The organism is bacterium (genome assembly GCA_014360495.1).
Classification (GTDB): Bacteria; Armatimonadota; JACIXR01; order JACIXR01; family JACIXR01; genus JACIXR01.
The window spans coordinates 49,654-76,078 of the sequence record JACIXR010000007.1 but is presented as its reverse complement, the minus strand read 5'-3'; the positions used below and the strand labels follow the sequence as shown (position 1 = coordinate 76,078).

The window sequence follows — 26,425 nt, the reverse complement described above, 5'->3', positions numbered from 1 at the left end:
GTTTAACCACATGAATTATCTACAGGCTTTTATCATAGCTGCACAAGGTTTCACGATATTGGCGCTAGGTCTTGTGCTCTTGGTTTTGATTTTGATATTGCGCGTGCAAGTATACGGCTTCCCTCGCAGTCGTGTAACCGCTCCCAGCATCGTTCTACCTATCATCTTAATGGGTTTCGGGCTCCTCTTCTTCGGCTTCGGGCTCTACAAAGCCCTCATGCTCATCATCTCAAAGGGAGTATAGAATATCGTTCTTGAGCTAGCCAGTAAGGAATGGCGAGGTTGATGAGGGCAAATTTTGGGTTTATTGCCCTATTGTTGGTTGTTGCTTCGTTTCATTGCTTGCCATTGAATCTGCTCCCTAACTCAAGCTTTGAATTCCCTCTAAAAGGAGTTCCTCCCACTAATTGGCGTTTCAATCTACCATCTAACGGCGAAGCGGTTACTGATGCAAGCGTTTTTCACTCGGGAAGATTTTCACTTCGCATTTCCATCCCTAAGGATGCGCCCCTTGGTTGGTATTCAGCCTATCAGGAATTTCCCATTCGTGCCTCAAATCAGCATTTGACCTTCAGTGCCTTCGTTAAGACGAGTGGCGTAGGAGGTGGAGTAGGGGCTTATTGCTCAATCAGTTTCTTCTCAGGTGATACAAGGATTTCCTATAAGGATAGCGAGAAGAAAATTATTGGAGATAGCGACTGGGAACGGATAGAGACGACGGCGGTGGTTCCCAGAGGAGCGAACAAGGTGGCGGTTATCCTTCTGATTCACGGCTATGGCACCGCTTGGTTTGACGATGTTCAATTGGAGATGGGAGATGAAGCGAGTGAGTATTCGCCTTCAATCTACGATGAGGAAATCAGCGAAAAGCTTAGGAAAATGGAAGAGAAAGGGAGTGAGTTTATGGAGAGGATAAAATCTAAAAGGGAAATCGGTAAGGATGTAGCGATTTTTTCTGAAATTAATTTCCCCAAAACTGATGGAACTCCCTCCATTGAAGAATTATATTCCTCTTTAAAAGAGGCTGGCTTTTCCCCCTATCTTCTTGGTGCTGAGGAGCTTTCAAACCCCTCGCTTCTCTCCGCCAAAAATTTCGACCTCTTAATCCTCCCCTATGGTCCATACTTCCCCGCCAAGGCAACCCAAGCAGTGAGGCAGTTCTTGAGCGAGGGCGGAAGTATGATAACTATTGGAGGATATGCCTTTGATAAGCCCCTATTCTTCGTTGACGGCAATTGGTATGAGAAGGAAAAACTCCCCATCCCCAAGGGGGAAAAACATCCCCTTTTCTCCCTATCACAAGATGAGAAATGGACTTTGGGCTTCCCAGCGGGAGAAGCCTCCTTCAAATTGGATAAAGATGAAGAGGGCGAGAACTTCTTGGAAGTAGATGTGGATGATTTGAGGGGTTGGGTGACGATTTCCTCACCACCGGTCAATCCTTCTGCCTTTCCTTCAAATTTCATAATCGCTAATTTCAAGGCGAAGGGAGAAGGGGTTAAAAAGCTGTTTTTTGAGTGGCAGGAAAAGGATGGCTCTCGCTGGCGCTCTGGGGTTGAGCTTACATCAGAATGGAAGGAATATTACATATCAATAGCCGACCTTCAATACTGGCCAGATAATCCCTCAGTGGGAAGAGGTATAGCGGGGGACCATTTCCGCCCGGAGAATGCCGACCATCTTTCCTTCGGCATCTCCGTGGAGACCGAACAAGAGGGGAAAGCTTACAAATTTTTTATAAAGGACATAAATATTTTAGCAGATTTGAGGGGTGAGGAAATCCTCTTTCAGGAGGTAATTAACACCCGCTTTGGAAGGCTTCAGGATGCGATGTGGCCAAATCCCGAGCAGATAGGGGTTTTCGACCCTTCCCATCCCCTTGAGAACGCCGATTTAGCTAAACCAGCTTCCCTGCAGATGATTATCCCTAGCGATTTCGCTTTAAAGGGACCATTCACTGGCTTCGCTGCTGTGGGACCAATTGGCAAGGGAGCGGGGCACGGCTTCGGTCCCAATGTCGCTCGCATTCTACCGCTCCTTTATGCCTTTGATTCCCAGGGACGCTTCAGGGGATATCTTGCCAGCATAATCCATAACTACGATGGCTATTATAAGGGCTCAAGCTGGGCTATATTCGGTGTGGACAACAAGAATCTGTTCACAAAGGACGCCCTTCTTCCCTACCTCCCTCGTTTAGCGGAGAGCTTGATAAAGAAGACTTATCTATATGGAGCGGGAACGGAATGGGCTTGTTATCGTCCGGGTGAAACGGCTAATTTGAGAGTTTGGATAGCGAATATGGGAAGAAATGATGGGAAATTCAGGGTGAGATTTAAATTGGGGTTTGAGGAAGGAAAAGAAGAATGGGTGAGGGAAATGGATGTGGAGGTTAAGAGTGGAGAAATCAGGCAGATATCCCAAGAATATCCCATTTCCAAAGAGGAAAAGAGGGATTTCTGTTATCTTGGATGCGAGCTTTGGGAGAATGGGAACAAGATAGACGAAATGGAGGACGCTTTCGTCATTTGGCAGGAAAATCTTATGAAGGGCAAAAGACCGCTTATAAAAGATTCATATTTATTTTTCGGCGGTAAGCCAAAATTCATAGTGGGGGCACAGGAGTGGTGGGGGCAGATTGATAGCGTGACCGCCTGTTCTCCGCTTGCTTGGGAAAGGGATTTCCAGCTAATGGAGGACTGGGGCTTCCACATATCCCGTGTCTTCTGGCCTTTCACTCAGAGGGAAACAGAGAGGGCAAAGAGGGCTAATGACGCTCTTGTCTATCTCGCCCAAAAGCACAACATAATTTTCTTCGCTTCTCCTAACCTCTGGAACTCCCTTGATAGGAACGCTTTGGAGGAAGAGGAGAAAACCGCACGGGAGATAGCTGAGAGGTATAAGAGGGTCAAGCTTATAACCATTGACCTCTGCAATGAACCCTCTCTGCGGAGGGAGGATTCACCCCAGCATAGAATGGAGTTTCAAAGATATCTGAGGGAAAAGTATGGAAGTTTTGAAAAATTGAAAGAGGTGTGGGGAGATAAATTGGAGGAAAAGAGCTTTGAGGAGATAGCGGTAAAATCCCTCTCATCCGATGTTAACGATGTGAGGGCAAGGGATACAGCGGAATTCTATCTTCGCTGGGAGAAGAATTGGTATGATAGGCTTTATGAAGCGATGAAGAAATCCGACCCTTGGCTTCTCATAACAGTTGGCTGTTTGCAGGGATTTGGCTGGGGAGATGTCATCCACGACCCGATTTTGCTCTCTGAGGATATGGATTATACCAACCGCCACTACTATGGCGATTTAACGGTTTTCCCTCTGGAATTAAAGGAAATAGATATGCAGTGGCTAGGGAAGCCGCTGAGCGTTGGAGAGTGCGGAGCAAAAAACCATCCCGGTTTTGAGGGATATGGACACGAGCCGACCAACGAATATAATCGTCGCTTTCTCTTTTTAACTCATATAGCGTTTGGGGAAGGAGCTTCTTTCCTCAACAGTTGGCATTGGCGAGACCCTATGGAGGGAATCTTCCCCTGTGGTCTCGTTCACGCCGACCGCTCCCCTCGCCAGGCAGGCTATATTATGCGCGCTATGGCGCTTCTCTTCGGTTCAATTCAGCCGAAATACCAGAAGCCCAAAGTTTATCTCCTCACTCCTCAAATCGGATTTTTCTCAGGCCAGAGGATGCGCTTTCACGATGCCTTCCGCAGAGCTATAAAGGCGCTTCTCCAATTGAAAGTGGATTTTGAGATTATAACCGAGGACAAACTCCCTCTCTTAAAAGATGCGGAACTTATCCTCTATCCTTCCCCCTACGCCATCTCCGATAAAGTGTTTACCATCCTGATGGATTTCGTTCGCGGTGGAGGGAAGCTTTACATTAGCGGAGAGATTGATAGAGATGAGAACTTCAAGAAGGCGAAAGGTGAAAGGCTTAAAGGGATTGAGGGGGAGGAAGAAAATGGCATTACAAGAATTAGATTGGGGAAGGGGGAGATATTTTATGTGGAGGAACCTGTGGAGATGAAGGGGGAGGTTTATGGACTTTATAAAGATGTTTTGCGGATGGCAAAAATAGAGGGCTTAGCCGTTGAGCCCGAGAATCCCGAGCTTCTTGCCTTTTCCATCCCTACGCTTGAGGGTGGGAGGACTTTGACCCTAGTGAACTATGGGAAAGCGGGAAGTTACAAATGGGAAGGAGTGGAGATGGAGCTATCCGAGCGTTCAACGGGATTCATCCATTTATCATCAAAGGGTGAACCTCTCGCTGTGGAAGGGCAAGGAAAGGTTAAAATCAAGGGGAGGGAAATCGTCAATGGCGAGGGGCATTTCATCCTTATCTCCCTTGATGGGAAGGGAATTGATTCCTCCTCCGCTCTTCTGTTCATCCCCTTGGAGGAGGGGAAAGTGGAGATTTTGCGAAGGGATGAGACGAAACTGATTGGCGAGAGTGGGGAGGTGGAGAAAGGGAATTGGAGGAAGATTTCCTCTCCCAGAATAAGCCAGAAAGAAGGTAAGATAGCGGTAGAGATTTCTCCCGCTGAGAGATTCTCCCTCGTTCTCCTAAGCGACGATTTAAAAAAGGCAAGGAATTATCTGGATAAATTGATGAAACTTGAATGATGGAGAACTGGTTTGTCAGTTGAGGAGAGGATAAGGCTTTTCCTGGTTTTGTTCGGAGTTCTCACGATAATAGGGGTTGAGATAGCGGTTTTGTGGGCTTGGATTGGGAAAAGGCAGGAGAGCCAATTTGCCAATCCCTGGCTTCGCTGGATTTTCACCTTTTTATTTTCCCTTCTCATCCTAAGCCTCCTATATGCTTATTTCGTTGAGCCATATTGGATAGATGTGAGCAGAATTAGGATTGAAACTCCGAAGCTCAAAACTGGTTCAAAAATAGTCATTGTTCAGCTTTCCGATATCCATAGCAAGGGATGGAACAAGAATGAGAGGAGGCTTCCCTCAATTGTGAATGCTCTCAATCCCGATATAATATGCCTAACCGGCGATTATATAAATAAAATAGAGGCTCTTGATGCGGTTAGAAAGATGGTTGGAGAGCTAAAAGTAAAATACGGAATATATGCTGTTAGGGGAAATTGGGATGCGGGGGTTGCGTCCAATGTTGACATTTTCAAGGGATTAAAAGTTAAAATGCTGATGGGGGAAGGGGAAAGGATTTCCATTTCGGGCAATAATATTTACATAGCGGGATTGGATGTGAACGATGATTCGGCTTTGCTCCAAGCCCTTGCTATGAGAGCTCGTGGCGATTTCACTATTCTACTCTTTCATTATCCCGATTTGATTGAGGATTTAAATGCTTACGATATAGACCTTTATCTCGCTGGACATACGCATGGCGGTCAAGTTGCTATCCCGTTTTATGGCGCAGTGTTGACATTTTCAAAATATGGGAAAAAATATGAGAGGGGACTGTATAGGGTTGGGGAGACGCTTTTGTATGTGAATCGCGGCATAGGAACTGAAGGGCTACCCCTTCGCTTCTGCTCCCGCCCTGAGATTACCCTTTTTGAGATTATAGGGAAGGGTAAATGATTTGAAGTTTGTTTCCTAAAGCGGAAGTGGGTTAGAAAAAGGGGATCGCCAAGAACTTCTACCTTGCCTTTAAAAGGTTATTTAAAGAATCAATTATAACAAATCGGGCTATTCTTTTATCCTTTGATAGCATTTTAAAAGAAAAAATAACGAGGTGAGGAATTAATAGTTAGCATACAAGTTCAAAATTGCTTTATTTAAAAAGCCCAAATATTAAAAAAGTTGCGTAGGGTGTTTTCGTGTTGTAAGATATTTATAGATATATCCGGGATAAAGAAAGAGGTACCTATACTTTAGTAGATGAAAAAATGTTTATGGATATTTTTAAAAATTGGAGAAGAAGAACCCTTCTAAGAAGGGGAGAGAACTCGCTTTCTGATATCTTTGTTCTTTCCTCAAAGGTTTTAAGGGAGGTCCGAGTATCAGATAGGCTTGGACCCCCTTCTTTTATGAGCGTAGATGAAAAGGGGTGGTGCCAAGCAAGTGTTTAGAAAGGAGGGAGGAGCCTTTGCCCCTGCTTCTCCCTCGCCGGAAAGACCGGAGAAACTGAAGATTGGGGGCAATAAAGAATAAAAAGGAGGTGTTATAGAAAGTGATAAAGAAAAGTAAAAAGAGAGGTTTTACCTTAATTGAATTACTAGTGGTTATAGCTATCATAGCAATTCTCGCCGCCATTCTGTTTCCGGTTTTCTCAAGGGCGAGAGAGATGGCTAGGAAGAGCCAATGTATGAGCAATATGAGGAACCTGGCAACCGCTGCGTTGATGTATGCTCAGGATTGGGACGAGCATTTCTTCCTAACAGCTGACGCTTATTGTGGTTCTCCAACTCCTGGTTGCTGGGCGGTTCAATATCTCTACCGGCACGCAGGGATTTACCCTTACATTAAGAACGAGGCGATTATGATATGCCCCAGCAAGGGTCAGCCACCTTTAGAATTGCAAGATTGGAGCTATGGTTGGAACAAATGCTTGGGTCCGGATTTTTGGTTCCCGCATGGTGTATCGCTTGCCTCAATCGCACAACCATCCAAAGTATTGATGTTTGGCGAATGCCATGTGGTATGGCATCCCATTTCTCAAAGGAATGGCTGTTGTTGGGGTGGGCAAACATTGCCGGAAGAGCCTGACCACCAGAGGCATTTGGTTGCTTTTCGCCATAACGATACCGCTAACATTGCCTTTGTGGATGGGCATGTGAAGTCGTTCAAGCGGGAGCAGGTTCCCGATTGGGATGGGCAGATGGACGCAAGTGGAAATCGTAATACTAATATCTACATAGACCCTCTATGCAGAAATGCTGAGGATTATGGAATGTAGAGAGTTTATCCCGCTTTAAATCAGAAAATAGGGGGCTCCCCTTAAGGGGAGCCCCCCTATTTTCATTTATGATATAATATATATCAAATATGGGATATGCCTTAAAAAGTATAATGCTTGCTTGCTTTTGGTTCCTTTCCTTAGCGGGAGCTACTAAGCCTCAAGATGAGGAACCGGTAAGAGATATAGGCTCAAATTTGGAGCTCTTCGTTGACGATTGGCTCATAGCTAAGATGGAAGGAGTCTCCCTCAAACTACACCATCCAATACCTCAGGAGGTCGCCATAATCTTTGATAAGCCCTGGGAAGGAAATACCTCAGCATATGTAACCGTATTTGAAGATGATGGCATTTTTCGCATGTATTATAGAGGTTCTTCCCATGACCCGGAGACTTCTAAGAAAAAGCATCCCGAGTTCACCTGTTATGCTGAAAGCAAAGATGGAATTCACTGGGTTAAACCCGAGTTAGGTTTGTTTGAGTTCAACGGGTCAAAGAAAAACAACATCGTTTGGCAGGGAATAGGCACCCACAATTTCACTCCTTTCAAGGATAAAACCCCCAATTGCCCTCCTGAGGCTCGTTATAAGGCTCTGGGATTGGGCGAGGGAGGACTTTATGCTTTCCAATCTCCCGATGGAATCCATTGGAGGCTGATGAAAAATGAACCCGTCTTAATGAAGGGTGCCTTTGATTCCCAAAATCTTGCTTTTTGGGACGAAGTGAAGAAATGTTATGTCGCATATTACAGGGCATTTCGCGAGGGCTATAGGGACATAATGGTTGCTACCTCCCAGGATTTTCTCAATTGGAGCGAGCCACAATTTCTTGATTACGGTTCCGTTCCAAAAGAGCATCTTTATACAAACGCAATCATTCCCTATTTCCGCGCTCCCCACATTTACCTCGGTTTTCCCAAGAGATTTTTCCCCGAGCGTCAGAAGCAGATTCCCGGAGGGTTATCAGATGGGGTCTTTATGACGAGTAGGGATGGAATTCACTGGCATAGATGGCTTGAAGCTTTCATTCGCCCTGGACCTCAACCCCAGCGGTGGGTTAATCGGAACAATATGACCGCCTGGGGAATATTGGTGACGAAATCAAAGCTTGCCAATGCCCCCGACGAGCTCTCTATTTACTCCAGCGAGGGATATTCTCAAGAGGGAAATTGTCTCAGGCGCTTCACCCTTAGAATGGATGGCTTCGTTTCAGTCCACGCTTCCTATCCCGGGGGAGAATTTATCACCCATCCGTTAAAATTCAAGGGTAAGGAGCTTGTTCTTAACTACTCAACATCGGCGGGAGGCAAAATCCTTGTGGAAATCCTAATCGAGAGAGGCGAGCCTATACCCGGTTTCTCCCTTAAGGATTGCGAAACGATATATGGCGACGAGATAGAGGGCGTTGTGCGGTGGAAGGGAAGGAAGGATTTGAGCTCACTGGAGGGTAAAATCATCAGGTTGAGATTCGTAATGCTTGATGCGGATATCTATTCCCTACGCTTCCGTTGAGCGATGTTCTTGATTTTCCTCTTTTTCGCCTTCTCTATTGAGTTCAAGGGGATGGGTGATGTTTCAGCATCCAAAAGCGAATTTCAAGTTCTGGGGAAAGAGGGATTTGAAAAGATGGATAAGGGGTTAATAGAAGTGGAGATTTTGGATACAGAAAAGCTTTTTCCCCTTCCCGCAAGGGTTATAGCGACGGCGAGCGATGGGAAAAAGATAGATGTTGTGGGAAGAGGGCTCTATTCGGATGGAAGATTTTATGTTGAGGGGAAGTTCAGCCTGGAATCACCGCCGGGAGAAACGGAAATAAACATCTACTGCGGTCCAAATTATCTACCCTTGGATATGAAGATATCCGTTAAAGCAGGAGAGAAGATTCTGATTCGCGCTAAGCTGAAAAAATGGTTTTCGCCCGAGAGAGAAGGATGGTATTGTGGGGACAATCATCTTCACACTAGGCACGACCCTACAGGAGATATAAAAGTGGACGAGCATTACACCGCCCTCCAAGCGAGGGCAGAGGGCTTGGATTACATCACGGAATCCGATGGGAAATGGGGATTTGAGGAGGAGTTGAGCAGGGCAGATTTCCTTTTCCGTTCCGCAAGCGAGATTCACACCGGCGTCTTCACCGGACACGCCAACACTCCAGGGATAGAGAACCCCATCCCCAATGAGGAGTTAAGCAAGATGAGGCGAACGGTGCTTCCCTTTCAATATCTCTGCGAAATCGTTCACAAGCTTGGAGGAGCGGTGATTTACACCCATACATCGCCCCTTCCTCGTCTTCACTGGATGGGGGCAACGGAGAGCCTTTGCGATGCGATTCTGGGCAAGTGCGCCGATGCATTTGATATATCAAATAGAGCGGAGGAATTGATTTGGTTCGCCATACTGAATCTCGGGAATAAAGTCGCGGTCAGCGGTTCCACCGATGCGGTCCTTTTGAGGAAAGAGACAATACCGCCGGGGGCGAGAAGGGTTTACGCTAAGGCAGGGAAGTTGGATTACAAATCAATTGTTGATGCTATTCGCGAAGGGAGAACCTTTGCAACAAATGGCGGTCCCATTTTCCCTTTCTTAAATATTGAGGGCAAAGAGGTTGGCGAGGTCATAGAAATCGGCGCGAAGTATAAATACAGAGGCAAGTTGGAAATCCATCATCTTCATCCCTTGAAGTCAGTTGAGATAATCAGGAAGGGGAGAATTTACGCTGACCTCTTAAAGGAGGCGGAATTCGTATCATATTCTCAATACACGACGTCATTTATTTTTGATATTGAGGAAGGGGAAAGCGCTTGGTATATCGCGAGGGTTGAGGATGAAAGGGGGAATTGGGCGATAACAAGCCCAATTTATTTCTCAAAGCCAAACTCTCAAAATCCAAGAGCGAGCTTGATAGCCATGGAAATTGGAAATTTCACCCGCCTTTGTGAGCTCCGTCCTCAATTCTATGCCCATATCATAATAACCACATCTCTTGGGAAATTGAAGAGGGTTCTGCTTATGCGGGATGGGGAAATCTTGAGGGAATTCAGTCCTGAAGGGGGAAATTTTACTCCCTCTGGCAAGCTTCCCGTCATGGAAATGGATGGCGAATATCAAGAGGGATGGGTATGGCATCCCAATCCAGTGAGAGCCTTTCACTTCCAGGCTGATTATCCCATGGACAAGAGCGGGTGGTATAAGGTGATTGTGGAAACGGAGAACGGAAAAATGAGTTCTGATGAGATTTACTTTGATGGGGAGAATCCAAAAAGCCAACAAGTATCCCTGCTAAACCTAAAGAGCGAGAAGATGGAGCTGAGATTATGGGGATACGGCGAGGAGATGGCGATAAGGGACATAAGGATACCCTTTGAGGGCGACCACTGGTGGTATCCCCAAAACGAATTTTGGGAAATTGAGGCTTTATTTGAGGGGCATAGATATCTCTATTCCGGAGGCTATGAGAAAGCGCGAGAGAAGTTCAAAAAAGGATAGCGTTATATCCTTTATTGATTATAATATTGAGATAGAGAGGTGATAGGAATGCAGGTTTATTTATTTGCATTTTTAAGCTTGCTACTTTTAGCTGTGCAAGCTGCCGCTTTTGACCCACCGATTGATACAGCGGGTCCAATAACGGCAAGGATTGAAGGTCCATCCGAGCTGACGACTATTGAGAAACCCTTTTCGGTCTCTGTTGTATTGGAGAACAAAGGGGAGAACGAGATAAAAGGGGATGTGGAGATTGGATTGATAGATGATTGGAAGGCGGAGCCTAAAAGGGCTTCCTTCAGTGTATCTTCCAAGGGCAATGCTAAACTTGAATTCAAAATCGCGCCTTCCCCCCAAACCTACAATGCTCATTATCCCGTGCACGCATTTGTTCGTTTTAAAGTAGAGGGGAGAGAATATGAGGCGCATCCAATCCTCATATTGAGGACTAATATCCCCAATCCGCCAAAACCGAAAATAAATATTCCCTGGAAACCATTTGAGGTGAAGAGAGATAGCGCTCTCGCCCTTTGGCGTCTTCCCGTTTACAGGGTGATTTTGAGGGTGTTCGGGGAGAAACCCCAGATTTCCCCTGTTGGGATGGCAGGAACCGACCCAAGGACGAGGGCGAGCTGTAGAGTTAGGGAGCGTGTGAGAAGGGGAGATGAAAGGGAAGTAATTGGGATGCATCCGCCTTGGTTCAATAATCTCGCCGGGACTATAATGATTGAGTTTCCCATCAAATTGCCTAAAGGCAAGCCGATTGTTCTCCGCTTCGCAAATGCGATAAGGGATAACCTCCCCACTGAGCCTCCAAGCGACGGGGTAACATTCAGGGTCAGGGTCCTTCCCTTCTCCGCACCGGATGGAGAGGAGGGCAAGATTGTCTATGAGAGACATACATCGGCGAAGGTTTGGGATGAAGGAGAGGTGGATTTGAGCGAATACGCTGGAGAGGCGATTCGCCTTCAGCTGGAATCCCATCCCGGACCGAAAAAGGATACTACCTGCGACGATTCTTATTGGGCTGAGCCAACTTTATTGGTTGGCACACCGCCACAAAGGGCTGTTTTCCCTCCACCCCTTGATGCTAAATATCTTAAGTTGGGAAGTATTGAGATAGGTGGAAGAGGTTATGAGGTGAGGATTTGGGAGGGGAAGAAGGGAATCCTTGACTCCGTCATCGGTTTCATAAGCGATTCCAAGAGCCTTTTATTCAATGGGTTTAGGGTAAGGGTCTTAGGAGATGATGTTAGCGATTGGCGCTCGGCGAGTTCGTTTAAAGGGGTAAAGAAAACTCAGAAGGATGGGCATTTGATTTATAGGCATTCATTCTCCAATTGGCTGGGGGATTACGACCTATTAACGGATATCTGGATGGAGAATGGAGCCCTACGGGTTAAGTTCTGGCTTGAGAATGTGCCTTCCGCACGCCCCTGGCTCGTGGTTTACATTGAGGATATCTCCCTTGGGGAATGGAGCGAGGAGGCGGAGAAAATCTATGCTGGAGTAGGAAATGTCATCGTCGAGCCTAAGGCTTTCAATCTATGGTTTGATGGGCATCAGCTATCAACTTCATTCGTCGGCTTAGATTTCAAAAACGGTCTATCTTTGGTTGAGGGGGTAGATGCGGTCCCGAGCAATCTTGAAGTTTCACCAGAGCGAAAGGTCTATACCCTCCACACTCCCCATAATCAAGTCATTTCTCTCATCCCCGCGGAAACCGCCTGGCGGGGAGCGAAACTCTGGCGGGAGATAAACGGATTGAAACCTGCGGAAGGAGTTAACAAGCTCGCTGGACGCTTTGTCTTTGATTTATGGGGAGGGATGTATAGGGATAGCGCTGAAGCTTTGAAGAGAGCTTTCCGCTACGGATTGACTGATTCAATCGTCGTCTGGCACAATTGGCAGAGGTGGGGATATGATTATCGCCTCCCCGATATCTATCCACCCAATCCCAATTTAGGCACCTTTGAAGATTTCCTCTATCTCGTGGATACCTGTAAGAGCCATGGTGTTCTCTTCGCTCCTCACGATAATTACATTGACTTCTACCCCGATGCGGAGGGTTTTTCCTATAAGAAGATAGCTTTCACCCACGAGGGCAATCCCGTTCCTGCTTGGTTCAATGAAGGGAGAAAGGCGCAATCCTATCGCTGGCGAGCGGACCAGGTTTTCCCCTTCTTGGAGAGGAATCTCAAGCTCATAAAGGAGGGCTTCGCTCCCACAGCCTATTTCATAGATGTTTGGTCCTCTATTTGTCCTTATGATTATTGGACTCACGATGGTAAGTTCTATACGAGGCTATACACAAAAGAGGTATGGGGGAAGGCTTTCGCATGGATAAGGGATTTTCTCGGCGATTCCGCTCCCCAAATCTCCGAGAGCGGACACGACCAGTTGATTGGTTGGCTTGATGGCGGACAGACGAATCATTTGAGGGTTGATATACCTCCGCCAGGCTATTATGGCTGGGCTGTTTGGCCGATACGATGCAGGGATGCGGAGAGAATTCCCTGGTATGATATGGCGCATCACAGCAGGTTCGCTCTTCACGGCGCAGGCTATGAGGGGCGCTATGTAGCGGGTCTTGATTCTCGCTTGCACGGAATCTATAGCGACGATTACATCGCTACCGAAGTCCTCACTGGACATCCCGCTATGGTTCCTGCTCCCTTCGGAAGGGATGTCGTTCGCAAATATTGGCTTCTCCATGATTTAATGAGAGCTCTTGCCTTGAAAGATATTGAGGATGTCCAATTTGTAAATGGCGATATTCACAGGCAATTCGTCAGATGGAACAACGGAGGGGAGGTATGGGTTAACAGGGGAAAGCAGGATTGGGAGGTAGAGGGGCATATCCTACCCGAATATGGGGTTTATGCGAGGGTGCCGGTTGAAGGTGGGGTTGTGGAAATGGCAATTGAGAGGAAAGAGGGAGTGATTGTTGATTGGTCTCGTTCTCCCTCAATGTTGTTCGTAAATGCCCGCCCAGTCAGCGGGAGGTCACCGGTGAAGGTGAGCTTGGAATCTTTGAGATATGTGGGAAATAGGGAGGCGGAGCTTACGCTACTTTGGGAGGCGGGAAAGCCGATGCCCAAAGATATGCATATCTTCGTTCATTTCGTTGATAAAGCTGGCGAGATAATGTTCCAAGCGGACCATAAGCCTCCCATTCCCACGACCCAATGGGAGGGAAAGATTAGGAGCTCGGCGAGATTTTCCATTCCCGAGAAGTTCAAGGCTGGCGAGGAGTTCGAGATTAGGGTAGGGATGTGGGATCCAAAGACGGGAGAGAGGGCGAGTTTGGAGGGATTTGATGATGGAACGAGGCGAATAAGGCTTGGTAAGATAAAGCTGGAGGGAAGCGGGAGCGAGATAACTTCTATAAGCTGGGCGCCATTGGAGGAGAAAGAGGACCCCGTTTTGGCGAGATTGAACCCGCAAGGCAAGATGATAGATTTTCAGGGTATAAGGACGAATGGGGCTTTCAGATTGACGAAGGAAGGAGATGCACTTCTCCTCGTGCCCCTTCCCGATAGTCAGCAATTCAATGTGAGAATCAATTGGAACGCCCTTCCCTGGCAAGTGAAGAGGGCGGAAAGCGTTGAGGAAATAGATGAGGAGGGGAAGGTGTTGAGGAGTTATCCATTGAATTGGGAGGGAGACGAGGCGATTCTCGCTTGCGGATGTGAAGTTTTCGCCTATAGATTGAAGTAGGAATCGCCTCAGAGCCAGCCCGTGTATTTCGCGAGGAGATAGGAATATTCAAGGAAGGTGTGCCAGGATATATCGGGAGGCACTCCATGGTCGCAGGAGGGGATATAGCCGCCATCCTTAAGCATAAATGGTATTATCCTCTCCATCTCTTTTTTTAAATCCTTGCCTCCTTTTGCGATTTTTCTCTTATCTATTCCTCCGATATAAGATATGCCCTTGCCAAATCTCTTTCTAAACTCAACGGGGTCATTTCCCGCGGCTATCTCAAGGGGGATTGTGCAATTTATCCCGTTTTCTATCCAAATAGGGATTAGCTCGGCGATATAGCCATCGGAATCCAGGATGATTATGTCACATCCGCTTTTCCGCAATATCTCGCTCCATTCCCGCCAGCAGGGAGATAAGAATTCCCTAACCATTTGAGGGGAAATCATGGATTTTCCCTTATACGCCATATCCTCGCTTATGATAACCGAATCAAACTGGATTTTCTCAACATATCTCTTCAAGATAGTTGAGACGAAATTGCGCCAGAACTCGCTCATCTCGTGAACGAATTTGGGCTTCTCAATCATAAATATGCAGAGGTTCTCCAATCCACACCAATCCCTCATCTGCCAGAATGGTCCAGGGATGTTAATCGTCAGAACCCAGTCTCTATCTCTCAAAATCTTCGCTTTCTCTTCCAATTCCTCATCAAGCCTCTCCGGACTATCGGGATTGAACCTCTTCTTCATCTCATCCCAATCCTCTTCTTTCTCAACGGGAAATTTATGCCACTTCCTCGTCACAAAATCCTTAGCGTATCTCAAATAAGAGAAATCGTATTTATCCTCTATCTCCACTATAGCCCCTTTGTAATCCTGAACTATCAGATGGTTTCCCCTTCTTTCAATGATTTTCTCCTCAAAGGGAGGGCAGGGGTCGAAGGAAATCCTCAGGCTCACATAAGGGGTTTTCGCTTTTTCAATCTCCAATCCCAATATCTCGCAGAGGTATTCAAACCAGTTTCTATCCTTCGGCAAGCCTTCTTCCTGCCATCTTTTAAGGGTTGATTCCCTTGGACCGCCCGGCTGAAAGGGAACCCTGTCAACTTGTTGGAAAAGAAGCGTTCTCCTATATCTTTCCCTTGGTGTCATATTTAAGATTTACCCTCAGCAGACTGATACAAATCAATGTAGCTACTCAGGGTTTCCTCCACTTCCCCTCCCCAAATATCCCTCTTTAGACTAAGGGAGAAATTTAATTGCTTCTCGTATTCTATATCCTCTGCGGTCTTTTGAGGTTCTAAATGAACCCGTGGATTGTTTTCCTCGCTTTTGCCTACAAACATTCTGAACGAGCTCTTTGAGAGGGCAGTTCCCTTATTAGAGTGAATTTCGAGCCGAAGGAAGTGCCTTGCATTCAATTCATCGGTTATTTCATCCGCGTAGATTGTCTGTCTTTTTCCCGAGCAATCTTTTGTTACGCTTACCATTCCTTCGTCAAAATTCCGGTGAATGAGAATATTTTTATTACATATTCCTCACTTCAAAGATATTACCCTCACTCGGAAGGGTGGGAGCGATAAGATGAGGGAATTTTCCTTGATATCCATTTTGTTTCCCGTGATTATCTCTTCTCCTATCTTTGGGCGGAATCCGAGCCTCTTCTCATCCAATTTCAACTCTGCTTGTAGGGTCTTCTTCCCCAAATTTGATACGACGATTATCGCTCCCTTCCCCTTCTTCAAGTATGTGCTCGCATATATCTCTTCGCTGTTCGTCTTAACGGGTCTATCCTCTTTCCAATAGGGAATCCATTCGGATTCCGTCGCCCCGAACTTCTCAAAAGCTTTCCATATCTTGCTCGCAAGCTCGAATCCCTCGCTTCCCAATCCTGGTGGGCGGGGAAATACATCGTGAATCAAAGCGATAGCGAGTCCCTCTTGATAAGTGAAGGGATTGCCCTCGTATACCAGGAAATCTGCGGTAACTCCTATATTGTGTCCCATAAACTCGCAGCGGAATGAATCAAGAGGGAGAAGCTCAAGGGGATGTTTGTTGTCTCTTTGAGCCCCTGCGAACTGTTCCCCATCCCAATAGGAGGTGGCGAAGGCGAGGGTCGGCGGACCAAGGTATGTTGAATTGTGGACATTGACGAATGGTTCATTGGGGCGATGTTTATAGCAGATTGTATAGATTCGCTTCATCAAATCTCTAACGGCGAAGATTGGGAATGTCGGATGTAGATTTCCTTTCTCATCATAGTAGCCACAGCCATGGAGAGTGTTATCGCATCCCATCGGGACTGCTGTTCCATCAAGATAGACGCCATCAATATCATATTTCTTAAGTACTTTCTCCATACCATCGGCGAGGAAATCAGCCCAGGGACTGTTGTAGCAGACACCGTAATCCTTCTGTTCTGGTTGGCGGGTGTAGTACCACTGCCCAGGACGCCAGCGAAGGCATTCCTGGCTGTAGAAAGGGTACTCAGGAGCGATGTCCGCCATCTCATAGCCGAAATAGACTGCGAGCCTCATCCCTCGCTTATGGAGCGCATCAACTAAAGAGCGAAGCTCCTCGGAATGGGTTGTTTCCGTGTAATTCTGGATGTCAGTCCAATGCTCGTGGAAAACTATTGTCCTTGTTCCCATTTCCCTCGCAACATCAAGCATCAATTTGCCTTGCAAATCCTTCCTCCAAAGGCAGAGGGCTTTCCCATAGGGGCTATCTTCTAAATTTATTGTCGCGTTTATCGTTCCCGGCTTTCCGATGGCGGGGAATGTCTTGCCCTCGCCGGGGACGAGCTTATCGTAGCTGTCCCAAAGGAGGGCATTTTGGATTGGCAATGGATTTGCGGGAGAAACGCTCTCTATGGGTTTATTGTAAATGGCAAATTGGGAAATCGCCATCTCGCACCTTCCTCCACCAATGACTACCTTCGCTTCATCCAAGCTGACATCCTTGCCGAAAAGTCCCGAGAATTCTCGCTCCGCTGTCTCAACTCCATCAACGAAAATTTTTATCTTATCGCCCCAACTCAGAGCTATGTGATGCCAACCCTTATCTAGCTTCGCTGGCGCTCCGAGGATTATCGGATAGCTTTTCTGAGATGCGTCGTAGACAAAGAATCGCATCCCCCTATCATCTATATTCCAGTAGAGACTGGCAGTATCACCGTTGGGAAGATAGATGGCAAGGAAGTTGCGGTTGTAACTTCCCCGAGATGCTTCATCCTTTACCTCTTCCTGGGTATCAAAATCAATTCGCAACCAGGCTTGAATTGAGCCTTGCTTGGGGTTTATATTCCCTTCTGCGGGATATGTTATGCTCAGGCTACCTGAGGCAGGTGCTTTCTCCATTCCGTAATATCCCCAGTGGCAGATTCTTTCCCTCAGCCACCAGGCAACGGCAACGGGGCGAACGGGAGTTGCCTGAATTCCGAAGGTTAAATTATAGGAGGAGGTTTCCCTTGGGACATCCACTATATTAATGATTAAAAAGGTTTTATCTGCTTGACGCTTAAGCTCTATAACCCTGTCGGGCTGGGATAGACGGAAATTCTCGTCGCTTTCCGTGAACCAGCAGAGCCCTTTCTCCTCATCTGAGATGAATATGAGGGGGCGGAACGGACTATTCCAGTCTCCCTTGATGCCAAAGGAATTTGAGGATGACCCCCACATACCGGGAGAATAATGGAGGTATTTAGCGTAGGCGGTTTTGAGGGGGATGAATAAGCGAAGCTTCTTCAGGATAAAAGAATCGCCAGTAGGGGAATGGAAGGAGACATCAAATCTAATCATTCCATCGTATTCAAGCGTAGCTTTGCAGGAATAGGTGGGCGTGGAGTAGATTTGGGTATAAACTGAGGGTTTTTGTTCTACAACCGATTTGGACCCCTTTAAATCTATCCTTATCCCCTCGGCTTCAATCTCCCACTGGATGGGCTCGGAAAGGAGCTCTTTGCCTTTTGAGATGATGGAGGAAGGAAGACCGGTTTTAGAGAACTTATACTTCCTTCCCCACACTTCCGCTTCATCTCCCTTTACCTTTATAGGCGTCCAGGGGGGCAAGACCTCGTCTGTCCTTCCCGCCTTGGAGCCAAGCCAGGACGGTTTCGGAGGGATTGCGATTTTTTCTTCTTGGCTGGCGATGAGATTCCCTTTTTCATCATAGGCTCTCAATTGGAGGATATATTCCCCTTCGGGTAGATTGGCGACCTTTATCTCCCCCTTCGCTTTTCCGTTTTCCGCAACCCATTCCTCTCGTATGATTTCCCTCCCTTCTTTCAGAAGAGTTGATATGATTTTCCTCATCTCTTGGGCGAGGACATCGGATGAGAGGGAGACCTCTATAGTGCCCTTGGTGAGGAATCTCCTCGTCAAGGAAACACTGAGAAGAGGTGGTCTTTCGGTTTCCATTTGCATATTTACCAACTCCTTACCTTGAGGATTTTTCCCTATGAGCCGAATTGAAGCTCTTTCCTTCGGCTCTAAATGAAGAGACAAGATTTCCCGTTCCTTGTTTGGGGATAAACTCAATTCAAAATCTCTACTTTCCCCGTCCTTCTTAACTGCCACATATAGCTGAAGATTTTCCGAGCTCTCACCTCTTATAGATATATTGCCGGAGCTTGGAGCAGATGGAGGAAGGAAAAGATTGCCCAAATCCAATGGGTAGATGCGGATAGCCTCTGCTTCGGTTCCAAAGGACAGTATCGCGAAATTATTGGGTTCGTGTAAGGAGAACTGGCAGGGCGAGAAGGTGAGGGGGTTTGTTTTGGGTTCGGAGAAATCTCTCGCCAGATTGAAGCGCCATTTATCGCCTGCTTTGGGGTATGCTCCGAGAGTGGAGAAGGGAATCGCTATCTCGCCTTCCCAGCCGTTTTCAGTTATTTGCACTGCGTGTTGCCATTCCCCATTCCATCTCCCATCCTTTCCCTCGCTATCCCAGATGCAGTTTTCCGCGTTCACTATGAACTGTAAATATTTTGGGAAAGCGGGGGAGAGGAAAACCTCCACAGCGTCATCTTCCCAGACATTTCCATCCCTTTCCCTCAATAGAGCCTTAGGCTTACTTGGTGATTGGCAGGAGAAAGCGATGTAGATATTGCTGTCATCGTAAGAAAGGTAAAAGATGGTTGGGATAGGGGAGAGATTCTTTGTGCCCAATGGGGTAAGAATTCCTACAGCGCCTGAATTCTGCCATTCATTGAGAGAGAGTTTGCCATCTATTTTTGGCGGTTGGGAGGTAAAGGGGATGGTGAAAAGGGGTTGGGAAAGGGAAAATATAGGCAAAAGTAGAAGATATATTAGATGGCAAGATTTTTTCATAAAAATCACTCTCCTAAAAAAGTTTAACATATCAGGTATATAGAAGGAAGAGGAAAAGGGCATTTTGGGCATTCCAAAGGGCGTGGGCAATGATGGATGGGATGAGGGAGCGTTTCTTTTCATAGAGGAAGCTAAAGAGCGCTCCCAAAGCCATAAGGGGAAGAATCTGGGAGACATTGGCGTGAATTGAAGCGAAGAAGAAGGAGCTCAAAGCGATAGCTGGGGTGACGCCGAGCTCTCGGCGGAGGGAAGGATAGAGAATTCCCCTAAACATTAGTTCCTCAAAAATTGGGGCGAGGGCAAAGACGAGGAAAAACAGAGCTATTTTGCCTCCAGTGGAGGAGGTTAGGAAAAGGAGGGGGATATCCTCTCTTCCTTTAATTGAGGAAAGGCGTAGGAGATAGGAGAGTGCAAAGGTGGACACGACGAGGGGAAAGGCGGATAAAAATCCACCCAATCCCCAGAGGAAATTACCCAGCCCTTCTATCTTAAAGCCGATATCCTTGAGGCTGAGCTGGTTCTGGGACAAGAGTTTAAGGGTTAGATGTAAAATAAGAAGACCACCTGTGATTTCGGATAGGAGGTAGAAAAAGGGAACGGAATTTCTCCAGAAAGGGGTAGAGTATATTGGGAGAGCAGCGAGGAAAAGAGGGATGACGGCGATAGCCGTTTGTGTGATGATGAATATGAAGATGATGGCTATCGCCCATCCCCAACTTATTGAAGGTGGTGGTTCAGGGTGGGAGGATAGTCTTTTAGATGCTGTTGATAAGTAAAAAATGAGGAGGAATATGCCTGCGAGGAAAACAAGAAGGGTATAAAATGTGAGGAAGGCGATTCGCAAAATCATTGGGCGATTGTGTCTTTCTAAAGCGGCTTCCAATTTCTCCGCTGAAGTGATGTTGCCGGAAAGCCGGTAAAGGCGAGCGAGAGGCTTATCCCTAAACCATCCTCTTAGCCTGTTTTTCAGCTCCAGGGCAAGAAGGGAAACGGTTTCCTTATCTAGATTTTCCTTTCGGTCATATAGTTTTTGTAGGAGAGGAGGCAGGGAATCAGAGGGAAGGAGTGATTCAGCTCTTTTTAAAAGGGATACGGCGTTATTATAGTCTCCTCTTTCTCCCAGGGCTATTGCGACAAGGATGAGAAGGAGTGGGTTATCGTTGCGTTCTGAATAGCTCTTAAGAGTTTCCAATCCCCAATCCCATTGGGCAAGTGGGGAAAGAAGTTTTGAAATAGCTCGCAGGTCCTCAATCGGCACCCGAGGGTGGAGGCTTTTCGTTGAAAAGTTTGTTAGGATTAGGATTAAGAGGGAGAGGATTGTGATGACGGCGATTGGGAGTCCTTTTCGCATTCCTCCTCCTCTTCAAGCAGTTGAGCGATTGTATTGATGATGCCCAGGATTTGGGCTTTCAAGCTATGTTTCTTTTCTTTTAACTCCTCTATCTCCCGCTGAATTTCCTGCTTCTCCAAATAAGCCTTCTCTATTATCTCCCTTGCCTTATTGTTTGCTTCCTCCAATATCACCTCCGCCCTCTTATGAGCGGTTACTACTGCCTCATCTGCCGTCTTCTGGGCAAGAACGATGGCATTTCTAAGGGTTTCCTCCATTTTCTCAAAGTAGGATAGCTTCTCTTTAGCCTTCTCCAGCTCCTCCTTAAGGGAGGCGTTCTCCATCAGTATCTCTCCCATACTCTTTGATACTTCATTGAGGAATTCGTCTACCTCCCTCGGATTGTAGCCCCTGAGCTTTTTGTTGAACCGCTTTTCTAAGATGTCAATCGGCAGAAGTCTCATCTTTCATCCTCCCTTTTGCAATTCCTTCGCCCTTCTAAAGGCTTCCTCTATTCCATCAATCAGTATACCTCTCACACCAGCTTTCTCCATTCTGCTAATTCCCGCTATGGTGGTTCCTCCTGGCGAGCAGACGGAGTCTTTCAACTCCATCGGATGCCTTTGAGAGTTCATAATGAGACCAGCTGTCCCCTTGAAGACCTGTGCTGCTATTTGGAGAGCGAGCTCCTTGGGAAGCCCAATCTTTACACCACCATCGGCTAAGGCATCTAAGAAAAGGGAAACGAAGCCCGGACCGCTTCCTCCCAAAGCCGTTATTGCGTCCATCAGACTTTCCTCAACCTTCACGACCTTTCCAGTTAAACCAAATATTTTCTCTGCTATCGCTAACCCTTCCCCGTCTCCACAAATGGCGATAAAGCCCTCTCCAATCTCACAGGCGATATTTGGCATTGCCCTCACCCATTTGGACGGAGCTTTTTTCCTCAATTCCTCCAATCCAATTCCCGCCACTATGCTTATGGATATTTTGTCCTTTAAATGTTCTCCAATTTCCTCTAATAAGGGAGTTAAATCCTTTGGCTTTACCGCTATAACGATTACATTTCCCTTCTCAACGGCTTTTATACAATTCGGGGCGATCTCGGCTTGCTGGGCAAATTGTTCCAGAACGGTTGTCATTTTATCATATATGATGATTTCCTCTTTTTTCATTCCCCCTCTAATCCATCCTTTGAGCAAAGCGGAGCCCATTTTTCCAACGCCAATTAGGGAGATAACCAAAGGGTTCATCGCCTCCTTTTTCCTTTATTCTATAATACCCTCAAAGGGATGTCAAAGCGATGGAAGAACAAAACCAAGGTCGCGAATACTATGGGTGCGAACTCCGCGCTTATTACGTTCTCGCCCAAGGAGACGATAAATGCTCCTTTCCCCTTCGCGAATTCTATCTCCCCCTCGCTGAACCCTCCCTCGGGTCCTGTGATTAAGGCAATCCTCTCGGGAAGAGAATATAGAAAACCCTTGTCTTCCCTCGTCGCTTCTTCATAGGCTAAAAGAATTGGAACATCTGAAAGTTCATCAAATACATCTTTGAAGCCCCGAATGTCTTTGATATGGGGATAAAAAGGTGAACAGGAGAGCTCTGCCTCTTCCATTGCCAGCTTTTGCCATCTTTCCTCTTTCTGTCTCTTTCTTTTCTCGTCCAATTTCACAATAGTTCGTTCGCTTGTGAAAGGTAAAAATGTAGTTATGCCCATTTGGGATAAAGCCCGAATTGCCGTTTCGGTTTTATCCCCTTTTAGAATCGGAATTACGGAGATGATGAAAGGTGGCTTTCTCTCCCTCCATTCCCTCTCTATGATTTTCAAGACAGCCTTCCCCTTGCTCGCGGAGACAAGCTCGGCAAGGAAATATGCCCCTTCTCCATCCATTAAATAGAGCTTTTCCCCCCTCTTTAACCGGAGAACATCAAGGAGATAGAATGCCCGCTCTCCCTGGATAACGATTTCCTCTTCTTGTAGGGATTTAGGCGGGAGGAATAAATGTGGAACGGTCATTTGATTTTACGGAGATAGATTCCATCAATGCCGAAAAAGAAACCTTTTGAGCTTTCACTTTTCCCTTGGCATACGAAACGCAGGGTATGTTCTCCTGAGGTGAGTTTGATGACTCCCAGCTTCAATCTCTTCGTTTGGACTGTTGGGTTATACAAATCGTAGGCACCGCCCACAGGCTTATCGTCAAGATATGCTTGATAAACCCCGTAATCCCAGGAGTGGGTGATATCAGCCTTCAGCACATAGAGTCCATCTGTGGGAACGAAGAATCTGAGCTCAAGGGAAGCATCTTGGCTAGGAGGAGTGAAGAAGATTTGTTTTCCTCCGCTCCAATTTCCGTCTTGCGTTTGGAGGGCATCTTGTGGACTTGCCTTTGCGGTTTGGAGGAGGGATTCTGCCTCAATGTAGGTATGGGGGACAAACCTATCCTCAAGGGGAGGAATTTTGGCGAATCTGGGAGCTTTTCCTGTTTGATACCAAAACGCAACGGAGGAGAAGAAATCGTCCCTCTCGGCGAAGCCGGAGGTATATCTATTGTTCTCAAAATCAAATTCGGCACCTTTATGCTCTATTGTAACCATGAGCGATTTCTTGAAGGGAATGGGGTCTTGAATGTGCCAGCGGTAGGCTGTTCCTCTATCATCTATATCAAATCCTTCCCAGATGCTCACTCCATGATAGGGTTGATTAAAGGGGCGGAAGCCCCAAGCATCGTTGAAATAATCCTCCGTTCCCGTGCCTTGAATGGAAGGGATTTTCTCACCGTCTATATAAAAGCGGTCGTCTCCTTCACCAAACCAACCCGGCTGGTTCATTTGGACGGAGAGGACTGTTCCGACATAGAAGCCTTTACCCACCGTTTTCAATATGAGATAATCCTTTCCCATTTGGCAGGGATATTCCTGTCTATATTGGGCGTGGAAGTAGGGTATATCGGGGGGAAGGGATTTGAGTTTCAGCCAATCTATCATATAATAGAGAGCCCCTACGGCTTTATCAGGTGAATCGTTCGTAATGGTGATTTTCGCTGATTTGCGGAAGGGCATAAGCCAGTAGCAGTTGTAGGCTCTACCTTCCGAGGAAATCTGGACAGGTATAGAGTTGAGGTTCGTTAAGAGACCGTGTCCGACGGCGAAGAAATCCCCTAAAGGGGATTCTACCGATGGTTCTTTTTCGTCATCCCAGTAGATACGAAGGACGAGAGAGCGAGGGAAATATTTATCCTCAGCCCAAATAGTGAACCATATATGGGTGATGATACCTGGGCCTTTCAGCTCTGCAAGGGTGAAGGTTTGTTTTGGGGCGATGTAGCGAGCATCTCCGTTTCCGTTTTCCCAGTTGGGGTCGGCGCTGGAGGCACGCATAGGCGTAGCGTCTTTAAGGAAGGAGCCATCGCCCAAAAGGAGGGTCTCAAGTAAGGCAGGTCTTGAGGAAATAGCGAATAGACAGAGCAGGACAACAAGAAATAACCTTGCTTTTATCACTTTAATCACCTCCAATAATAGTAAAACAGATTTAAAAAATTAAGCAAGGGAAAAAGGCTATTTGAGGATTGTTTCCACGAGTTCGCTTTCCTTTCCGCATTCGCCTATCGTTGAAACTGCGAAGCGGTTAACCCTTGAAAACCAGTAAATATCTTGAGGATACTCCCTAAGGTCGACTGTAAACTCATAAGTTTGTTTTTCCTCATTGAAGGACACCGTCCCTACGGGGAACCATGGACGGTCGTTCAATCCGTCATTTGAGATGCGACGATAAACCCTAAATCCTATAGGGCGGTCAAGATAATTTTGCTCTCTAAGGACTTTAGGAGCTGACCAGATGACCTTAGCGTGATTTTCATCTATGAGAATTGCATTCACATCTCTCGGTGGCAGAGGGGAATCTACTGAGCGATAGGGAGTTTTCAAAACGATTGTGAATTTATCCTTGTGCCCTCTGAACCAAGCGACTATGAAGTCGTATATTTCCAGCCAGAAATAGCAAGGTCTGTTGTATTTTGTCACTTTTACTAAGAGAAGTCCTCTCTCCCCCACAACATTTATGTTCCCGAAGGGGTTGGGGCGACGGTGAAATCCATTCAATGTCTTTACTTCTTTAACCGGGCGGTTTGGAAGGCGGAGAACCCCTTCCTCATCTGTAAAGCCTACAATTACCGGTTCTTTGGAGACGGGATGGGAGAAATCCCCGTTCTCTATCACTGGATAGAACCAAGCGTTTCCCTGTTTTGTTGGCTTTCCCTTAGGGTCTAAAACCACTCCTCTCTGAAATATTTCAACCTTAGCATTCGGGACGCCTATGCCATTGATATCCACGATTTTGAGAAAATTTTCCCGAGGAATGGCGAAATAGTGGTCGCCGAAATGACCTCTCGGTTTATCATAAGTCATATTTAGATAGCCAGCGTCAGCCTCAGAGAAGATATGGGGACCGTGCCAGTGCATCATCGTGATTGGGTGAGTCATAAAATGGGTTATCTTCTCTCCGTTATCCTCCATTTTGTGATTTTCATCGCCGTGGTAGTCAAGAAAATACCAGTCGGTTAAGCCCAGTTGATGTCCTAACTCGTGGGGTAGAGACCATTCCGTTTGAATACGCCACTCTTTATTCGGAGGTTGCCAGTTTCCCTTTTTCTCCTCCTCGCTATCTGTCCATATCCAACAACCCTGGTGGTAGGCAATACCATCGGGAGCCACAAGCGATTGATGAGCTTTTTCCACATCATCGCAATAGATAATCCTGTCAAGCCTCACCCTTGCCTTGATTCCTTGGGGAGCCGAGGGAAAGACGCTCTTCTCAAAGAGCTTATTCATAATGGATATATGCCAGCGGTAGTAATCTTCAAAGGAGAAGGTACCATAGGCGCTTCTCACTTGGTGCCAGGCTTCAACTCTATTTTTGTTCACGATGTAGACAAGTCCCCACCCCCATAATGGGTCCGTCGCTTCATTATTTATACTCGCTATTTCCTTCTGCTCGCTGATTACCTTGAAAGTGACATAATGAAATCCTTCTTGCCAGTTCCATTTTAAAGACACAGTTGTTTCCTCCATTTCCGACAGTTGCTTGCCGTATTCCCCTTCCTTGACTACCTTTCCGTCTATCAACCATTGATACTTGAAAGGTTTTGAGGGGGCGAAGCCAACATTCTTTATATGGGCTGTGAGCATTAAGGGTTCTCCCTTTTCATAATTCAGCTTTAAGTTTTTCACTATTTTTTCTGGATGAAGCGCTGCCTCATCTGGAGGAAGCTTGGGTAGTTTTCCACCCCCAATTATTGGTCTGCCATAGATATCGTAGTTTACCCTCCCATGTAAGCCTGCAAGCTTCGGTTCAATCTCTATGAAGGTAACGCTTAGGTCGGGTAAGGGTGGATGGATATCCCATTTGTCGTCCCTCTCTATCTTGAAGCTTTTAATAGCGCTTCTTGGATAGACGAGAGCAGGACCTCCGACTTCTTCCATGTTCCTCCACACGAGGATTTCCACTCCCTCGTCTCTTATGAAGCAGTCTTTTAGAACCGTTCCATTTCTAAAATAAAGTTCATCTGCTTTAAGTTGAAATATTAAAGGCAATAGGAAAAACATCAGAGAAAACTTTCTCATTTTAATCACCAAAAATATGATGAACGATGTGACTTAAAAACGCAATTTGTATTTGACGCTTTTAA

The 26,425-nt window shown here is 46.5% G+C and carries 16 protein-coding genes; 7 read left to right on the top strand and 9 right to left on the bottom strand.

The features are described 5' to 3' along the window. Window positions 1-10: 10 nt before the first annotated feature. From H5T88_07160 to H5T88_07130, 7 genes are all read left to right on the top strand, one after another. The gene (locus H5T88_07160) at window positions 11-244 is read left to right on the top strand and encodes a hypothetical protein (protein MBC7330122.1); all 234 of its coding nucleotides are present in this window, start codon (window positions 11-13) and stop codon (window positions 242-244) included. Window positions 245-285: 41 nt separating this feature from the next. Then, complete coding sequence (locus H5T88_07155) at window positions 286-4,629, top strand: beta-galactosidase (protein MBC7330121.1); 4,344 nt, start codon at window positions 286-288, stop codon at window positions 4,627-4,629. A 12-nt stretch (window positions 4,630-4,641) separates the two neighbouring features. Next, window positions 4,642-5,565 (top strand): metallophosphoesterase, encoded by a 924-nt coding sequence (locus H5T88_07150; protein MBC7330120.1) that lies wholly within the window; start codon window positions 4,642-4,644, stop codon window positions 5,563-5,565. A 592-nt stretch (window positions 5,566-6,157) separates the two neighbouring features. Further along, complete coding sequence (locus H5T88_07145; protein ID MBC7330119.1) at window positions 6,158-6,883, top strand: prepilin-type N-terminal cleavage/methylation domain-containing protein; 726 nt, start codon at window positions 6,158-6,160, stop codon at window positions 6,881-6,883. 113 nt (window positions 6,884-6,996) lie between these two features. Beyond that, window positions 6,997-8,394: a hypothetical protein gene (locus tag H5T88_07140; protein MBC7330118.1), complete on the top strand. Its 1,398-nt coding sequence runs from the start codon at window positions 6,997-6,999 to the stop codon at window positions 8,392-8,394. Between the two features lie 3 nt (window positions 8,395-8,397). Further along, complete coding sequence (locus tag H5T88_07135; GenBank protein ID MBC7330117.1) at window positions 8,398-10,371, top strand: CehA/McbA family metallohydrolase; 1,974 nt, start codon at window positions 8,398-8,400, stop codon at window positions 10,369-10,371. Window positions 10,372-10,419: 48 nt separating this feature from the next. Next, window positions 10,420-14,088, top strand: coding sequence for a hypothetical protein (locus H5T88_07130; protein ID MBC7330116.1), 3,669 nt, complete (start codon window positions 10,420-10,422; stop codon window positions 14,086-14,088). An 8-nt stretch (window positions 14,089-14,096) separates the two neighbouring features. Here the strand turns inward: H5T88_07130 and H5T88_07125 are convergent, their stop codons facing one another. From H5T88_07125 to H5T88_07085, 9 genes are all read right to left on the bottom strand, one after another. Continuing rightward, window positions 14,097-15,227, bottom strand: a complete 1,131-nt coding sequence (locus H5T88_07125; protein ID MBC7330115.1) for a hypothetical protein — start codon at window positions 15,225-15,227, stop codon at window positions 14,097-14,099. Window positions 15,228-15,229: 2 nt separating this feature from the next. After that, window positions 15,230-15,565: a hypothetical protein gene (locus tag H5T88_07120; GenBank protein ID MBC7330114.1), complete on the bottom strand. Its 336-nt coding sequence runs from the start codon at window positions 15,563-15,565 to the stop codon at window positions 15,230-15,232. Between the two features lie 48 nt (window positions 15,566-15,613). Continuing rightward, window positions 15,614-19,405, bottom strand: a complete 3,792-nt coding sequence (locus H5T88_07115) for a hypothetical protein (GenBank protein ID MBC7330113.1) — start codon at window positions 19,403-19,405, stop codon at window positions 15,614-15,616. Between the two features lie 31 nt (window positions 19,406-19,436). Continuing rightward, window positions 19,437-20,756, bottom strand: coding sequence for a CPBP family intramembrane metalloprotease (locus H5T88_07110; GenBank protein ID MBC7330112.1), 1,320 nt, complete (start codon window positions 20,754-20,756; stop codon window positions 19,437-19,439). After that, window positions 20,708-21,199 (bottom strand): DivIVA domain-containing protein, encoded by a 492-nt coding sequence (locus H5T88_07105; protein ID MBC7330111.1) that lies wholly within the window; start codon window positions 21,197-21,199, stop codon window positions 20,708-20,710. The genes H5T88_07110 and H5T88_07105 overlap by 49 nt, the downstream gene beginning before the upstream one ends. 3 nt (window positions 21,200-21,202) lie before the next feature. Continuing rightward, window positions 21,203-21,988, bottom strand: coding sequence for a pyrroline-5-carboxylate reductase (proC, locus tag H5T88_07100; GenBank protein MBC7330110.1), 786 nt, complete (start codon window positions 21,986-21,988; stop codon window positions 21,203-21,205). 20 nt (window positions 21,989-22,008) lie between these two features. Then, window positions 22,009-22,755, bottom strand: a complete 747-nt coding sequence (locus H5T88_07095; protein ID MBC7330109.1) for a 16S rRNA (uracil(1498)-N(3))-methyltransferase — start codon at window positions 22,753-22,755, stop codon at window positions 22,009-22,011. Continuing rightward, window positions 22,752-24,119 carry a DUF2961 domain-containing protein gene (locus H5T88_07090; protein ID MBC7330108.1) on the bottom strand — a complete coding sequence of 456 codons (1,368 nt, stop codon included), beginning with the start codon at window positions 24,117-24,119 and terminating at the stop codon, window positions 22,752-22,754. Before H5T88_07090 ends, H5T88_07095 begins: the two co-directional genes overlap by 4 nt. Before the next feature lie 177 nt (window positions 24,120-24,296). Then, window positions 24,297-26,360 (bottom strand): hypothetical protein, encoded by a 2,064-nt coding sequence (locus tag H5T88_07085; GenBank protein ID MBC7330107.1) that lies wholly within the window; start codon window positions 26,358-26,360, stop codon window positions 24,297-24,299. Between the last annotated feature and the right edge of the window lie 65 nt (window positions 26,361-26,425).

Excerpts from the sequence above, each read along its gene's own strand:
- H5T88_07135 (MBC7330117.1), top strand. The coding sequence starts at position 8,398 with ATGTTCTTGATTTTCCTCTTTTTCGCCTTCTCTATTGAGTTCAAGGGG.
- H5T88_07110 (MBC7330112.1), bottom strand. The coding sequence starts at position 20,756 with ATGCGAAAAGGACTCCCAATCGCCGTCATCACAATCCTCTCCCTCTTA.
- H5T88_07095 (MBC7330109.1), bottom strand. The coding sequence starts at position 22,755 with ATGACCGTTCCACATTTATTCCTCCCGCCTAAATCCCTACAAGAAGAG.
- H5T88_07090 (MBC7330108.1), bottom strand. The coding sequence starts at position 24,119 with ATGCGTGCCTCCAGCGCCGACCCCAACTGGGAAAACGGAAACGGAGAT.
- H5T88_07105 (MBC7330111.1), bottom strand. The coding sequence starts at position 21,199 with ATGAGACTTCTGCCGATTGACATCTTAGAAAAGCGGTTCAACAAAAAG.
- H5T88_07115 (MBC7330113.1), bottom strand. The coding sequence starts at position 19,405 with ATGAAAAAATCTTGCCATCTAATATATCTTCTACTTTTGCCTATATTT.
- H5T88_07155 (MBC7330121.1), top strand. The coding sequence starts at position 286 with ATGAGGGCAAATTTTGGGTTTATTGCCCTATTGTTGGTTGTTGCTTCG.
- H5T88_07120 (MBC7330114.1), bottom strand. The coding sequence starts at position 15,565 with ATGGTAAGCGTAACAAAAGATTGCTCGGGAAAAAGACAGACAATCTAC.
- H5T88_07130 (MBC7330116.1), top strand. The coding sequence starts at position 10,420 with ATGCAGGTTTATTTATTTGCATTTTTAAGCTTGCTACTTTTAGCTGTG.
- H5T88_07125 (MBC7330115.1), bottom strand. The coding sequence starts at position 15,227 with ATGACACCAAGGGAAAGATATAGGAGAACGCTTCTTTTCCAACAAGTT.
- H5T88_07085 (MBC7330107.1), bottom strand. The coding sequence starts at position 26,360 with ATGAGAAAGTTTTCTCTGATGTTTTTCCTATTGCCTTTAATATTTCAA.
- H5T88_07160 (MBC7330122.1), top strand. The coding sequence starts at position 11 with ATGAATTATCTACAGGCTTTTATCATAGCTGCACAAGGTTTCACGATA.
- H5T88_07140 (MBC7330118.1), top strand. The coding sequence starts at position 6,997 with ATGCTTGCTTGCTTTTGGTTCCTTTCCTTAGCGGGAGCTACTAAGCCT.
- proC (MBC7330110.1), bottom strand. The coding sequence starts at position 21,988 with ATGAACCCTTTGGTTATCTCCCTAATTGGCGTTGGAAAAATGGGCTCC.